This window comes from Streptomyces sp. H27-H1, assembly GCF_026627445.1.
Taxonomy (GTDB): Bacteria; Actinomycetota; Actinomycetes; order Streptomycetales; family Streptomycetaceae; genus Streptomyces.
The window spans coordinates 78,899-92,946 of the sequence record NZ_JAPNLJ010000023.1; the positions used below are offsets into that span (position 1 = coordinate 78,899).

Here is a 14,048-nt window from a genome sequence, read left to right on the forward strand (position 1 = left end):
GAAACATCATGGCCGGCATACCGACCATCGAGCCCTATCCCCTCCCCACCGCGGGAGAACTCCCCCCGTCCGTACCGCAGTGGTCGTTCGACGCGAACCGGGCCGTCCTGCTCGTCCACGACATGCAGCGCTACTTCCTGGCACCGTTCCCCGAAGGGCTGCGCGAGGAGCTGACCGGCAACGCCGTGCTGCTGCGCGAGCACTTCAAGTCCGCCGGAGCACCCGTCGCGTACACCGCCCAGCCGGGCGGCATGACGCCGGAGCAGCGCGGACTGCTGGCGGACATCTGGGGCCCGGGGATGCGTACGACCCCCGAGGACCGGGAGGTCGTCCCGCCACTCGCCCCCGCCGACGGCGACTGGGTCTGCACCAAGTGGCGCTACAGCGCCTTCTTCAACACCGACCTGCTGGAGCGGATGCGGGCCGCCGGCCGCGACCAGCTGGTCATCTGCGGCGTGTACGCCCACGTCGGCGTGCTGACCACGGCCATCGAGTCGTTCAGCCACGACATCCAGACCTTCCTGGTCGCCGACGCGATCGGCGACTTCAGCGAGCAGGAACACCGGCTGGCCATCGACTACGCGGCCAAGCGCTGCGCGGTCGTCACCACCGCGAAGGAGATCGCCGGATGAGCTCGCCCCTGCTGGCCCGGATCCTCGGCCCCAACCCACCCCCGTTCGCCCTCCTCTACCGCCCGGAGGCCTCCGGTCCCGGAATCCTCGACGTCATCGTCGGCGAGACCGCGACCGTGGCGACCCTCGCGGAGCTGCGCGCCTCCGGCGCCACGGCCGCCACGGCGCCCGCGGCCGGCAGCGGCGCCCGGCACGAGGTGCTCGCGCTCGTCCCCTACCGGCAGATCGCCGAGCGGGGCTTCGCCGCCCCCGAGGAGGACACCCCGCTGGTCGCCATGACCGTCACCGGCCAGGAGCACGTCTCCCTGGTCGAGGCGCTGTCTCGGATCCCCGACCTGCCGATCGAGCTCGACGGCGGCGCGTTCGACATCTCCGACGAGGAGTACGCGGACACCGTGCGCCGGGTGATCTCGGACGAGATCGGCGAGGGCAAGGGCGCCAACTTCGTCATCAAGCGCTCATGGTCCACCGCCATCCGCGAGTACTCCACCGGCCACGCGCTGACCCTCTTCCGCCGGCTGCTGGAGCGGGAGTCGGGCGCGTACTGGACCTTCGTCGTGCACACCGGCGAGCGCACCCTCGTGGGCGCCAGCCCCGAGCGCCACGTCAGCCTGCGCGAGGGCACCGCAGTCATGAACCCGATCAGCGGCACCTACCGCTATCCGGCCGCCGGCCCCTCGCTGCCGGAGGTGATGGACTTCCTGGCCGACGCCAAGGAAGTGGACGAGCTGTACATGGTGGTGGACGAGGAACTGAAGATGATGGCCCGGATCTGCGAGGGCGGTGCCCGCGTGGACGGGCCGTACCTCAAGGAGATGGCCCGTCTCGCCCACACCGAGTACTTCATCGAGGGCCGCAGCGGGCACACCCCGGAGGAGATCCTGCGGGAGACGCTGTTCGCGCCGACCGTCACCGGCAGCCCGCTGGAGAGCGCGGCCGCGGTCATCGCCGAGTACGAACCGCAGGGCCGCGGCTACTACAGCGGCGTGCTGGCGCTGATCGGACACGACGAGCAGGGCGGGCACGCGCTGGACTCGTCCATCCTGATCCGTACGGCCGACATCGGCGCCGGCGGCGAGGTCGAGATCGGCGTCGGGGCCACCCTCGTACGCCACTCCGACCCCTGGTCGGAGGTGGCCGAGACCAAGGCGAAGGCCGCCGGGCTGCTCGCGGCCCTGGAATCGCAGGGCACCCGTGCCCGGTTCGCGTCCCACCCCGACGTCCGCGCGGCCCTGCTGGACCGCAACCGTACGATCGCCGACTACTGGCTCAAGGAGGAGCGGGACCGGGCGGCGGTGGATCCGGCGCTGGCCGGACGGCGCGTGCTGGTGGTGGACGCCGAGGACACCTTCACCGCGATGATCGCCCGCCAACTGGTCTCCCTGGGACTGGACGTGACGGTCCGGCGGTTCGACCAGGCGTATTCCTTCGACGGGTACGACCTGGTCGTGATGGGTCCCGGGCCCGGCGATCCGCGCGACAGCTCCCACCCGAAGATCGACCACCTGCGGACGGCCGTACGGACCCTGCTGGACGAGCGCAGACCGTTCCTGGCGATCTGCCTGAGCCACCAGGTGCTGTCCACCACCCTCGGCTTCGAGCTGGTGCGCCGCAGCGAACCGAACCAGGGCGTACAGAAGGAGATCGACTTCTTCGGCCGGCCGGAACGGGTCGGCTTCTACAACACCTTCGCCGCCCGCTCCGCAGTGGACTCGGCCATCATCCCCGGCATCGGACTCGTGGACATCAGCCGCGACCCGGAGACCGACGAGGTGCACGCCCTGCGCGGCCCGTACTTCGCATCGATGCAGTTCCACGCGGAGTCGGTCCTGACGCTGGGCGGCCCCCGAATCACCGGGGAACTGCTCGCCTCGCTGACGGCACGGATGCTCGCCGCCTGACACGGGCGGGGCGGTCCGCCCCGGACCGCTCCGCTCCCCGCTCTACCTGACAAGGTCCCGCAGCCGCCGTTGTCGGCTCTTCCGCGGGACGGAACCATGAGTTTCACGCTGCTGAGGAGTCGCACGAAATGATCACGACGGGAATGCACGGTGCACAGAGTGCTGTTTCGGTGGGCGTGTTGGGCACGGGTTCGTACGTACCGTCTCACATCGTCTCCAACGACGAAGTCGGCGCTCCGGCCGGAGTCGATCACGACTGGATCTTCGGCAAGACAGGAATACGCAACCGCCGTTGGGCCAAGCCCGATGAGGCGACATCTGATCTCGCGGTGATCGCGGGGCGTGCGGCGCTCGAGAGCGCCGGCATCCGCGCCGACCAGTTGTCCCTGATCGTGGTGGCCACCTCCACCCCCGACCAGCCGCAGCCGCCGACCGCGGCCGTGGTCGCCGGCGAACTCGGCGCGGACCACGGCACGGCCGCCTTCGACGTCAACGGCGTGTGCACGGGCTTCCTGTTCGCCCTGACCACGGCGCAGACCATGCTGGCGGCCACCGCCGGCGAGGGCTACGCCCTGGTCATCGGAGCCGACGTCTACTCCCGCATCCTCAACCCCGAGGACCGGCGCACCACGATCCTGTTCGGTGACGGAGCGGGGGCCGTCGTCCTCGGCCCGTCCGCCGGACAGGAACGCGGCGTACTCGCCAACCGGCTCGCCAGCTACGCGGCCGACCGGCACCTCATCGAGGTCCCGGGCGGCGGCAGCCGCATCCCGACCACCCCCGACACCCTCGCCGCGGGACTCCAGTACTTCACCATGAACGGCCGCGGCGTCCGGGACTTCGTCGCCGACAACGTCCCGCCCGCCATCCGCGCCTTCCTGGCGGAACGCGACCTCACCCCGGCGGACCTGGCGCACTTCGTTCCGCACCAGGCCAACGGCCGCATGCTGGAAACCCTCTCCGCCGAGCTGGCGGTGGGCGCCGACCGGCCGCTCGCCCTGACCACGTGGACCACGTACGAGGAGTACGGCAACACCGGTTCGGCCTCCGTGCCGATCACCCTCGACCGCGCTGCACGCTCCGGCCGGCTGACCGCCGGCGACCTGGTCCTGCTCGCCGGCTTCGGCGGCGGCATGGCCCTCGGCCTGTCACTCATCCGCTGGTAGGCCACCTCTCCCCCCGACACCCCTCAAGGAGATTCCATGCTGGACGCAACCGTGATCGACGACGCCACGGTCGACGCCTACCTGACCCGGATCGGCGCGAGCCGCCCCGCGCAGCCGGACGCCGCCGGACTCAAGCACCTGACCGAACGCGCGGTGCTGACCGTGCCGTTCGAGAACATCGACTACCACCTCGCCGGCCGCGAGATCCACATGGACAAGCGCTCCGTCGACAAGATCGCCCGCGAGCACCGCGGCGGCGGCTGCTACGAGGTCAACCCCGCGCTCGGCTTCGTCCTGGAAGCCCTCGGCTACGACGTCGAGATCATTCCGGGCCGTGTGCACCGCCCGGAGGGCCTCGGCCCGCTCCTCGGCCACCTCGCGCTGAAGGTGACCATCGGCGAGGAGATCCACCTCGTCGACACCGGCTTCGGCCGCAACAGCCGCTTCCCGCTGGACTTCACCAGCCGCGAGGTGCAGAGCGACCCGAACGGCGAGTTCCAGTTCAAGGACGTCGAGGGCCGGCCCGGCACCGTGGACCTGTGGCTCGGCGGCCGCCCCCTGTACCAGGTGGTCGACATTCCGGTCCGCATCGAGGACTACGGCCCGTCGCTGTGGTGGTACCGCACCGCCCCCGACTCCTCGTTCATGCAGGCCCTGTTCTGCTCGATCCGCACCGAGACCGGCCTGGTGACCCTCAAGGGCCACCACCTGAACGTCGTGGACGGCGAGCAGCGCTCCAAGACCGTCCTCACCGATGACGCAGACGTCATCGCCGCGTACAAGACCCACTTCGGCATCAGCCTCGACCGGCTGCCCACCGAGCCGGCGAACTCCACCACCACCGGCGTCCGAACCGACTGAGAGAGTCCCAGAGGCCATGGCTGACCTGATCACCGGCGAGATCCGGACCACGAGAGAGAGCGAAGCGGCATCCGCCGACCGGCCGTCCGACCTGGACGTGCTGGTCGTCGGGGCGGGCCCCACCGGCCTGCTGACCGCCGTCGAGCTGCTGCGGCGCGGCATCCGGGTCCGGGTGATCGACCGTGCCCCCGAACCCATGCTGACCCCCAAGGCCCTGTCCGTCTGGCCCCGTGCCCTCGACATCCTCGAGGACACCGGACTGGGCGACGTGGTCAACACGGAGTCCGTACGGATCAACACACTGAGCTATTTCTCCGAGCGGCGGCCGCTGGCCTCCTTCGGCTTCTCCGACGACCTGGCGTGCCGCACCCTTCCGCAGCACGTCACCGAGCGGCTGCTGACCAAGCGGCTGCACGAGCTCGGCGGCAAGATCGAGCGCGGTGTCCGGCTGCTGGCCCTGGACGGGGTCGACTACTCCGGCCGGATCGAGGCCACCGACGGCGTGACGGCCGTCCTGGAGACGCCCGAGGGCCTGGAGCGGGTGCGGGTGCCGTTCGTCGTCGGCGCCGACGGCGCGGGCAGCGCGGTCCGCGGTCAGCTCGGCATCGGCTTCGAGGGATCCACGTACGAGATGGCCTTCGCCCTGGTGGATGCCCGTATCGAGGGGTACCTGCCGCCGGACGAGTGCCACTTCTACCAGTCGGCGAACGGCGCGCTGGTGATCGTGCCCATCCCGGGCGGGATCTTCCGGTTCCTGTCGGTCATGCCGCAGGGCGACGGCGAGGTCGACGCCTCGATGATGCAGGCCGTCATCGACGAGCGCGGACCCCGCGGGGTACGGATCGAGGAGGCGGTCTGGAAGGCCGTGTTCCGGGTCCATGCCCGGCGTGCGAGCGAGTTCCAGCGCGGCCGGGTCTTCCTGGCCGGCGACGCCGCCCACGTCCACAGCCCGGCCGGCGGCCAGGGCATGAACAACGGCCTCCAGGACGCGCACAACCTCGCCTGGAAGCTCGCCGCGGTGATCCGGGGCGAGTCCCCCTCCGCGCTGCTCGCCTCCTACGGCGAGGAGCGGTCCGAGGTCACCCGGCAGATCGTGCGCGACACCGACCTGCAGACCAAGGCGTGGGTGGCCAAGGCCAAGGCGACGGTGGCGGCGCGCGACGCGGCGTTCCGGCTGCTGGACCGGACCGGGATCATCTCCGAGTTCTACGCTCCGGTGATGGCCGGACGCCGGCTGTCCTATCCGGTGACCCGCGACAGCCAGCAGCCCTCCGGCTGGACCGGCTGCCGCGTACGGCGGTCCCTGCCCGGCGCGTTGGAGGTCGGGGCGGTGTTCCCGCGGCGCCTGGCACAGGCCTACGGCATCTCGGGCCCCGGGGCGGACCCGCACCGCTGGCACCTGGCGGCCGTGTCCGACGGCAGCCGGGAATGGGAGCGGGAACTGGGCCACGTGGTGGCGAAGTGGCCGCTGTTGCGCCAGGTCAACCTGCGCCGCCAGGACGCGTCGGCGCAGACCGGATGCCGGGCGGCAGGTTTCTACCTGATCCGGCCGGACGGTCACATTGTGTCGCACGGCCATTCACGCGATCTCAGCCGACTGGAAGCGGAGCTTCGCATTTCTCTTTTCTAAAATGGCAGTTCACAGAAATTCGGCCATCTCCTTCCGGCCAATATCTAACCTGTGGATACCGTCAAAACCCCTTCCCCGAGCCCATTCCCGTTGGTTACCGTCCGGAGGTAACCGAGCAGGAACAGGATGGGAACCCCCCTTGCGAATCTCCGTCATGTCGAAAGCGACACGGAACTCGGACGAACACAAGGGGATCAAAATGCGCGGCAAGCTCGCTGGTCTGGTCGGACTCCTCGCGGTCACCTTCGCCCTCGGCCTGGGTGTCTTCGTCGAGGTGGACAACCAGACCGATGGGGCCGGCACGGGGTACGCCGTCCTGGCCGACGACCGCGGCCCGATGGCTCCGAAGCCGTAACCCGCTCCCCGCACATGACAGTGGTGCCCCGGCCGGATCCGGAGGGGGCACCACTGTTTTCGTGCGCGCCTCCGCGCGGTACGGAGGGTCAGACGACCCGACGGCCGTGCGGCGGCACTCCCATCGCCTCGAAGTGCGCGTCAGCCTGCTTTCGGTACTCGTCCGCGACCGGACGCTCCAGCTGCTCGGCTGCCGACGCCATCCCGTTCAGAGCATGGGCCACCTCGATCCGGTACCCCGCGTTCTCCGCAAAGACCAGGGCCCGCTCGTGCAGCCGCATCGCCTCTTCGGGCCGGCCATGGCGGCTGTGCGTGAACGCCAGGAAGTTCGCCGCCCTGGAATGGCGCTGCGGCGGGGTCGCCGGGGTGATCAGTTCCAGGGCCCGGGCTTCGTACTCCTGCGCCTTCTGCTCGTCACCGAGCCGGTCGTACACGTCCGCCGCAACAGCGAATGCCAGCAGGCGGTTCTCCGGGCCGCGCGAGGGGCTCGCCAGGGACAGTGCACGCGTCAGACTCACCGCGGCCTCCTCGAACTCACCCATGCCGCACTGCGCCAAGGCCAGACCCGTCCACGAGACGAGCTCCTCGTCCGGGGCATGGATTTCCCGGCACCGCTCGATCGCACGCCGAGCGGAGTCGGCCGCCTCTTCGTGGCGGCCGAGCGAGGTGCACACCGAGACCAGCGTGTTCAAGTCCTCCAGCCCCTGATGCTGCAGCCGGTTGCCACCCCGCCCCTCGGCCACCTTGGAGGCCTCCATGATGTAGTCGTACGACCGCTCCAGGTTTCCCAACGCGTAGTGGACGAGCCCGAGCAGTCCCAGATTGGCTTCCTGGTCCGCCACATCGCCGGACTTCAGGGTCCAGTCGAGCGCCTCCTCCGCCGCCTCCACCGCCTCGGCGAACCGGCCGAGCTTCCAGCGGGCCACCCCGAGGTTGTTGAGGGTCCGGGAGATGAGCTGGTAGTCGCCCATGCTCCGCGTCGCCACCAGACCGGCCCTGCAGACCGCTTCGAACTCGGAGTGCCGACCACGGATGTTGAGATGGAAGGAAGCGTTCCGAGCCAGGACGAACACCTGCTCGGGGGCCCCCTCTTCGGCGACTTGGGCCAGCAGGGTCTGAATGCCCGCAGACTCCCTGTCGAACCATTCCAACGTCCGGTCCTCGTGGCGCATCGAAGGAAGAGCACACTCGAACCTCAGCAGAGCGAGATCCATCTTGCGTCGGGTGGGGAACAGCAGCTCGCACGCGGCCTCAGTGGCCGCCGCGTAGTAGACGAGTAGTCGTCCGGCGGCCTCACGGCCCGTTTCGCCCTGTCTTCCGTCCCCGAGCGAGAGCGCGTAGGTCCGCACCAAGTCGTGGAAGGCGTACAGTCCCGGCTCGTTCTGCACCAGCAGGTGCATGTCGAGGAGGTCCTCAAGCATGTCCTCCGCATCGCGAATCCCCGTCTCCAGCAGCACCGCGACCGAGTAGACATCGACCTCCACACCTGGATGAAGACCCAGGCGGCAGAAGGCTGTCTGCAGTTCCTCCTCCATCGCCCGGTACGACAGGTTCAGGGTCGCCGCCACACTGCGCTCGCCCGCACTGAGCTCGTCCAGCCGGCGCGTCTCGTCGTCCAGCCGGTCCACCAGATAGCGGACGGTCCACCGGGGGCGGTTGCGCAGACGGGCCACCGCCAGGCGCAGCGCCAGCGGCAGATGGCCACAGAGCTCGGCCAGTTCGGCCGCGGCCTCGGGCTCCTTGGAGGCGCGGTCGTCACCGAGCACTTCGGTGAGCATCGCGCGGCTCTCCTCGGGCGGCATCACACCGAGGGAGATCCACTGCGCGCCGTCGAGGTCGAGGAGCCGGCCCCGGCTGGTGACCAGCATCAGCGACTCCGACGAGGACGGCAGCAGGGGCAGCACCTGACCGGCGTCGAAGGCATTGTCGAGCAGGAGCAGCAAGCGCCGGCCCGTCAAGGTGGCGCGCCACAGCCCGATCCGGCCCTGCTCGTCATCCGGGATGCTGTCGGCAGGCACGCCGAGCACTCGCAGCAGGCCGCTGATGGTGGTACACGGACCGATCGGCTCCTCACCCGGCGTGAATCCGCGCAGGTCGACGTGGAGCTGGCCGTCCGGGTACTGGTCCGCCAGCTGGTGCGCCGCGCGCACCGCCAGCGAGGTCTTGCCGGCCCCGCCCATGCCGTCGATCGCCACGACGCGCTGACCGTCGCCCGCCTCGCGGCGGCAGGCCTCGATGACCGCGGCCAGCTCGCGCTCGCGGCCGGTGAAGTCGGAAAGGCCGGGCGGAAGGGTGCAGGGCGCGGACGCCCCGCGGTCCCGGGCCGCCCCGGTCACCCGGCCGGTGCCGTCGGCGTCCACCTCCCCCTCCGCGTCCGCGGCCTGCGCCCCCGGCTGGACCTCGGCATGGGCGAACCGCACCGACACGGCGTCCGGGCCGGTCAGTTCCGGAGAGGCGCGCAGGATGCTCTCGTACATCTTGGTGAGCTGCACGCTCGGGTCGATGCCGAGTTCCTCGACGAGCAGCTCGCGGACCTGTCCGTACTCCGCCAGGGCGTCCGCCTGGCGCCCCGATCGGTACAGGGCCAGCATCAGCTGGCCGCGCAGCGTCTCGCGCAACGGGTGCTGCGCGATGAGGGTCCGCAGGTCCCCGATGACCTCCCCGGCCTCACCCAGCGCCAGGCGCATTTCGGCGAGCTGCTCGGCCGCTGCCAGCCGACGCTCCTCCAGCACCGCGGCCGCCGACTGCACCACCGAGCCGCCGGCTCCCGACAGCACCGGGCCGCGCCATACCGCCAGGGCCGCGCGCAGGCTGTCCGCCGCTTCCCGGGTGCGGCCCGCGGCGGCGGACTGCCGGGCCTCCTGGATGTGCGCCAGGAACTCGTGCAGGTCGAGCTGGCTGGCGCCCACCTCCGCCCGGTACCCGGGACCGTCGGTGATGATCAGTCGCCCGCCGTCAGGAATCCGGCGCCGAAGGTCCGCGACGGCTTTGCGCACCTGATGAGAAGCGGTTACCGGCGGTTCCTCGTCCCAGACCGCCTCGACAAGGCGGACAACGGGGACGACGCCTCCCGGTTCGAGCAAGAGAGTAACCAGGACTCTCTCATGAATTTGTCCGCTAAGTCTGATTCTTGCTTCTCCCGCCCACCCCTCCAGCGGTCCCAGGATGTTGAACCGAACATCGCTCCCCAACAAATTCGACATGCCGACCTTGTCCGTCCCTCAATACGCCCTGGTCCACACCATTATTCCTAGATTCCCCGCCGGTACCAGCCCGAGGTACCGGATCGGGAACGAACCAGGAACACCGAAGCCGAGAGTGACCACCTGACTCGGACTCGGGAGCAGAGATGAAAACATTCGGACTCGGCAGCGGACACCGGACTGTTCGCCGTGCGGCAAACCATTCCGGCACTCGGCCGGCCACCGCGCACAGCGCCTATCAAGCGCAGATCACCACGCCCTCGGCGCAGTCGGCTCCACCGACTGCCCCGCCCGCGGCGAGCCCCTCCACCATGGCGGAGCATCGGGCCCGGATGACGGAAGCCTTGGTCTCGGAGCTCGGCCCGGCGCTCTTCGCTTCGCTGCGCCGCAGCGACCAGCGTGCCCGCGGCGAGCAGTACCTGCGCGGCCTGCTGTCCGCGGAAGGACGCAAGTCCATACGCAATCTGGCGGGAGTCGTCGGCGGGGTGGGCACCGAGCAGTCGTTGCACCACTTCATCAGCGAGTCCACCTGGGACTGGTCTCCGATGCGTGCGGCCCTTGCCCAGTACGTGGAGCGCATGGTCCGGCCGAAGGCCTGGGTCATCCAGTCCATGCCGATCCAGAAGGCCGGCGAGCGGTCGGTGGGCATCGACCGCCGGTTCGTCCCCGAGCTGGGGCATTCCGTCCACGGCCAGCACTCCTTCGGCCTGTGGATGGCCTCGGAGGCGATGAGCGCCCCCGTGAACTGGAGCCTGTCCCTCTCCTCCTCCTGGCTCCAGGACGAGGACAAGCGCCGCCAGGCCAACATCCCCGACTGGGTGGAGGAGAAGTCCCCGGGCGAGAGCGCCGCGGCGGCCGCCCTGGAGGTGCTCGACTGGGATGTCGAGGCCCGCCCGGTGGTCATCCCCTCCCGTGACTTCGTCAGCAGCGCCATGCTCAGCCGCTTCCACGCCGCTGGCGTACCCGTCATCGCCCGGCTGCGTCCCATGGACCAGCTGCGGGTGGCCGACACAGCCATGCCCGGATACGGAGCGGGCCCCATCCCGGTAGCCGACATGCTCCAGCACATCCGCGGACTGCGCCGGCCCGTCGAATGGCTGGACGCCGCCACCGGCACACCGGTCGTCCGCAACAGCCTGGTCGCGGGCATACGCGTCGAGCTGCCGCAGGCCCGCCGGTCGGCCTCCGGGCCCCAGCAGTGGCTGCTGATGGGCGAGTGGACCAACCCCAGCGGCCCGCCGAGCGATTTCTGGCTCACGGACCTCACCAGCACCTCGCTCGACGGGCTGACCCGGATGGCCAAGCTCACCCACCGGACGGCCCTCGACAGCGCCGCCACCGGTGAGCAGGCCGGCCTGCGCGACTTCGCCGGCCGCTCCTTCCAGGGCTGGCACCGCCACCTCACTCTCGCGTCGGCCGCCCACACCGTCGCGATCGGCGCCGGCCACGCCGCATCGCGCAATCGGGCGGCGGCTTCGTCCGGCACTCCGTCCGGGAACCGGCAGCAGCCGCAGGCAGGCTGAGGCGTGTCGTACGAGGGTGCCGGTGCGCCGCGCAGAGGGGGCTGTTCGGGGCCCGCCCCCATGCCGCCTCGCCCCGCCTCACGCGGCGGCTCCGATGGTGTGCGTCGCCTTGGCGTCAGCCTGCGGGGGAGCCGGTACCCGCATTGCGACCAGGCCCACGGCGGTGAAGTAGACCCCCCAGCCCAGCCAGCCCCAGCCGGCCAAGCCGACGGAAGCGGTGATGAGCGGCGGCCCCACCACGGTGGTGACGGCGAATCCGAGGTTGAAGGCGGCGAGGTAGGCGGGCTTGCGGCCCTCGGGGATGTGCAGCAGGGCGGCGCCGGTGGTGCCGGCGATGACGTACATCTCCCCGACGGAGAACAGCAGTGCGGCCGCGACCACCAGGGCCAGGTCCGTGGCCGCGCCGCCGAACGCCGTCAGCGGTACGAAGAGCGCGGCCAGCGCCGACAGCAGTCCGCCGCGGCGCATCATCCTTCGGGCGGCGCCGAAGTCCTCCGAGCCCTTGCTGATACGGACCTGCAAGGCGACGACGAGGGCGGTGTTGAGGACCTGGACGAGGGTGACCGTCCAAGCGGGAGCCTGGGTCTCCTGGACCACCCACAGCGGGACGCCGAGTCCGAGGACGAGCGCCGACATGGTCAGGGCCCCGTACAGGGCGGTGATCCGGAGGAAGGCCCGGTCGCGTAGGACGCTGGCGCGCGAGACCCCGCCCTGCGCGGTGTGCCCGCTGTCGTCGAAGGTGCGGCAGACGGCGGCGCACACGAGGAACAGGACGGCGGAGAGCGCCAGCACCGCCTGGTAGGCCCAGGCCTCGCCGATCGCGATGGCCGCGCCGGAAGGCAGTGCACCGGCTGCCATGCCCGCGTTGCGCAGCGACCGGAGCCGGGCGAGCGACCCGACCGCCTCCTCGTTGCCGGCCCGGGCGATCAGTCCCGACTCGATGAGCGGACTGATGCCCCGGCTCAGCAGCCCGGCCACGGCCGAGGCGAGCAGAGCGGCTACGAACGTGGTGGACACGGACAGCGCCAGGAAGGCGGCGGCGCGCACCAGGTACAGGAGGGTCAGCATCGTGCGGGTACCGAAGCGCTCGGCGGCCCGCGCGATGGGCATGGCGCCCAGCAGCGAAGTGATGCCCGCGACGCCGAGCACCAGCCCGATCTGGGCGTTGGGCAGGTGGACGGCCTTGTCGAAGAAGAGGACGGACAGGGAGAGGTACATGCCGAGCCCGACGGCGTCCGCGAGCCCGGTGGCATAGAAGCGTTTCTTCATGAGAGCGATCCCAACGTCGTGGGTGAGGGGGTTGCGGCCGCCCGGCTCAGGCCGCCGTGGCCGTGCTCGTCGCGGGCGGCTGTGCGGCCTCCACGAGTTCGATGCCGAGGGCCCGCTCGATCCGGCAGGCCCGTTCCCGGGCCTCCTCCGGCGTCGGCGCGCCGAGCATGAAGGTCGCCAGGTGCAGCGTCCGGTTCCGGCTCACCTGCTGGCCGGGCCCGAACCGCGGTGCCACGTAGACCAGTTCGGGGAAGGCCGCCAGCAGCTCCTCCTTCGGGGTCTGCGCGACCACCCGCCACTCCCCTGCCGGGATCGGCACCATCCGCATCAGCGCGGCCCGGCCGAAGTCCGGTTCCGAGTCCGGTGCGAGCCCCAGCGCGCTGCGGCCGATCTGCGCGGCGTAGTCGTAGCCCGCGGAGACCTCGAACAGGATCGGCATCGGTCCGCCCGCCCGGGCATTGACCTCGATCACGCGCGGCCCCTGCGGGGTCAGCGCGATCTCCGTGTGCACGGCCCCGGTGGTCAGCCCGATCGCGACGATCGCCCGGTCCGCGCACTCGACGGCGGCCGCCTGGGTGGCGGCGTCCAGCCTCGACGGCATCGACGAACCCTCCTCGGCGTAGCCGTGGTGCAGCGCCAGCCGGTCGGAGACGACCAGGTGGTGGCGCTCCCCGGCGGCGAGCAGCGATTCCACGCTGCAGTACGCCGCCCAGCCGGTCTCCCCCTCTGCCTCCAGCTCCAGCCGCTCCTCCAGTAGGAAGACGTCTTCGCTCTGCAGGAACGCCGACACCGCGGCCCGGCCGTCCCGGTAGGCCGCGAGCAGCTCCTCGTAGGTGTGCACCAGCCGCACGCTCTGGCTGCCCGCGCCCAGCGAGGGCTTGAAGACGGCCGGGAAACCGATCCGCCGGGCCGCCTCTCCCAGGTCCCCTTCCCCGCGCAGTTCCGCGAACTTCGGTGAGGGAACCCCGTGTTCGGCGAAGACCTGCCGCTGCCGGAACTTGGACTGGGCGATGGTCACCGCCTCCGGGGAGTTCCCCGGCAGCCCCAGGCGCTCGGCGAGTTCGGCCTGCGGGCGCAGCAGCAGCTCCGAGTACGTGACGATCCCCTCGAGCGGGCGCCGCCCGTGCAGGGCGAGGCCGGCGGTGACGGCCCCGTCGAGGTCGGCCGCGGTCAGGAACTCCCCGCCCAGCCCCCGCGCGGCCCAGTCGGCGCGCACCGGCTCCGGGTCGCCCCAGGCCGAGAGGTGGACGACGGAGACCGTCGTGCTGACGCGGGAGAGGGAGTCGAGCGCCGGGGCGGGCGCGTGGCCGCCGATGCCTGAGATCAGCAGCAGGTGCGGCTGATCGGTGGCCTCGGCGGACGGGCGGGCGGTGCGTGAGGTCATGGCGCGTCCTTTCTGGTGACGGGCTTCGGGGCTTCGGAGACTGCGGGCGCCAAGGGCACTAGGGGCACCAAGGGCGCTCAGAACACTCAGAACACTTGGAGCACTTGGAGCAGCTGGAGCACTTG

At 70.8% G+C, this 14,048-nt stretch carries 10 protein-coding genes; 7 read left to right on the forward strand and 3 right to left on the reverse strand.

All coding sequences use genetic code 11. The features are described from left to right. The first annotated feature begins 8 nt into the window (after nucleotides 1–8). The 6 genes from OTB20_RS24270 (at nucleotide 9) to OTB20_RS24295 (ending at nucleotide 6,545) form a co-directional block, all read left to right on the forward strand. A complete protein-coding gene (locus OTB20_RS24270; RefSeq protein ID WP_267757251.1) occupies nucleotides 9–632 on the forward strand; it encodes an isochorismatase family protein in 624 nt (207 codons plus the stop codon). Then, nucleotides 629–2,533 carry an anthranilate synthase family protein gene (locus OTB20_RS24275; protein ID WP_267820562.1) on the forward strand — a complete coding sequence of 635 codons (1,905 nt, stop codon included), beginning with the start codon at nucleotides 629–631 and terminating at the stop codon, nucleotides 2,531–2,533. The genes OTB20_RS24270 and OTB20_RS24275 overlap by 4 nt, the downstream gene beginning before the upstream one ends. A gap of 128 nt (nucleotides 2,534–2,661) precedes the next feature. Further along, nucleotides 2,662–3,699: a 3-oxoacyl-ACP synthase III family protein gene (locus OTB20_RS24280; RefSeq protein ID WP_267820564.1), complete on the forward strand. Its 1,038-nt coding sequence runs from the start codon at nucleotides 2,662–2,664 to the stop codon at nucleotides 3,697–3,699. A 36-nt stretch (nucleotides 3,700–3,735) separates the two neighbouring features. Further along, nucleotides 3,736–4,560 carry an arylamine N-acetyltransferase family protein gene (locus OTB20_RS24285; protein WP_267820566.1) on the forward strand — a complete coding sequence of 275 codons (825 nt, stop codon included), beginning with the start codon at nucleotides 3,736–3,738 and terminating at the stop codon, nucleotides 4,558–4,560. A gap of 16 nt (nucleotides 4,561–4,576) precedes the next feature. Beyond that, nucleotides 4,577–6,190 (forward strand): FAD-dependent oxidoreductase, encoded by a 1,614-nt coding sequence (locus OTB20_RS24290; protein WP_267820568.1) that lies wholly within the window; start codon nucleotides 4,577–4,579, stop codon nucleotides 6,188–6,190. Between the two features lie 199 nt (nucleotides 6,191–6,389). Next, nucleotides 6,390–6,545 (forward strand): hypothetical protein, encoded by a 156-nt coding sequence (locus tag OTB20_RS24295; RefSeq protein ID WP_267820570.1) that lies wholly within the window; start codon nucleotides 6,390–6,392, stop codon nucleotides 6,543–6,545. An 88-nt stretch (nucleotides 6,546–6,633) separates the two neighbouring features. Here OTB20_RS24295 and OTB20_RS24300 read toward each other — a convergent pair whose 3' ends face one another. Beyond that, the gene (locus tag OTB20_RS24300; protein ID WP_267820572.1) at nucleotides 6,634–9,747 is read right to left on the reverse strand and encodes an AfsR/SARP family transcriptional regulator; all 3,114 of its coding nucleotides are present in this window, start codon (nucleotides 9,745–9,747) and stop codon (nucleotides 6,634–6,636) included. Nucleotides 9,748–10,091: 344 nt separating this feature from the next. Between OTB20_RS24300 and OTB20_RS24305 the strand changes: the two genes are divergently transcribed. Beyond that, nucleotides 10,092–11,270, forward strand: coding sequence for an IS701 family transposase (locus OTB20_RS24305; protein ID WP_420716479.1), 1,179 nt, complete (start codon nucleotides 10,092–10,094; stop codon nucleotides 11,268–11,270). 78 nt (nucleotides 11,271–11,348) lie between these two features. On the opposite strand, the gene OTB20_RS24310 is transcribed toward OTB20_RS24305, so the two are convergent. Then, entirely contained in the window at nucleotides 11,349–12,539 is a 1,191-nt protein-coding gene (locus OTB20_RS24310) for an MFS transporter (protein WP_267820576.1), read from the reverse strand. A 46-nt stretch (nucleotides 12,540–12,585) separates the two neighbouring features. Next, nucleotides 12,586–13,923 (reverse strand): ATP-grasp domain-containing protein, encoded by a 1,338-nt coding sequence (locus OTB20_RS24315; RefSeq protein WP_267820577.1) that lies wholly within the window; start codon nucleotides 13,921–13,923, stop codon nucleotides 12,586–12,588. Between the last annotated feature and the right edge of the window lie 125 nt (nucleotides 13,924–14,048).

What these genes read in the sequence shown, in the direction of transcription:
- OTB20_RS24270 (WP_267757251.1), top strand. Translation starts at nt 9, where the DNA reads ATGGCCGGCATACCGACCATCGAGCCCTATCCCCTCCCCACCGCGGGA.
- OTB20_RS24275 (WP_267820562.1), top strand. Translation starts at nt 629, where the DNA reads ATGAGCTCGCCCCTGCTGGCCCGGATCCTCGGCCCCAACCCACCCCCG.
- OTB20_RS24280 (WP_267820564.1), top strand. Translation starts at nt 2,662, where the DNA reads ATGATCACGACGGGAATGCACGGTGCACAGAGTGCTGTTTCGGTGGGC.
- OTB20_RS24285 (WP_267820566.1), top strand. Translation starts at nt 3,736, where the DNA reads ATGCTGGACGCAACCGTGATCGACGACGCCACGGTCGACGCCTACCTG.
- OTB20_RS24290 (WP_267820568.1), top strand. Translation starts at nt 4,577, where the DNA reads ATGGCTGACCTGATCACCGGCGAGATCCGGACCACGAGAGAGAGCGAA.
- OTB20_RS24295 (WP_267820570.1), top strand. Translation starts at nt 6,390, where the DNA reads ATGCGCGGCAAGCTCGCTGGTCTGGTCGGACTCCTCGCGGTCACCTTC.
- OTB20_RS24300 (WP_267820572.1), bottom strand. Translation starts at nt 9,747, where the DNA reads ATGTCGAATTTGTTGGGGAGCGATGTTCGGTTCAACATCCTGGGACCG.
- OTB20_RS24310 (WP_267820576.1), bottom strand. Translation starts at nt 12,539, where the DNA reads ATGAAGAAACGCTTCTATGCCACCGGGCTCGCGGACGCCGTCGGGCTC.
- OTB20_RS24315 (WP_267820577.1), bottom strand. Translation starts at nt 13,923, where the DNA reads ATGACCTCACGCACCGCCCGCCCGTCCGCCGAGGCCACCGATCAGCCG.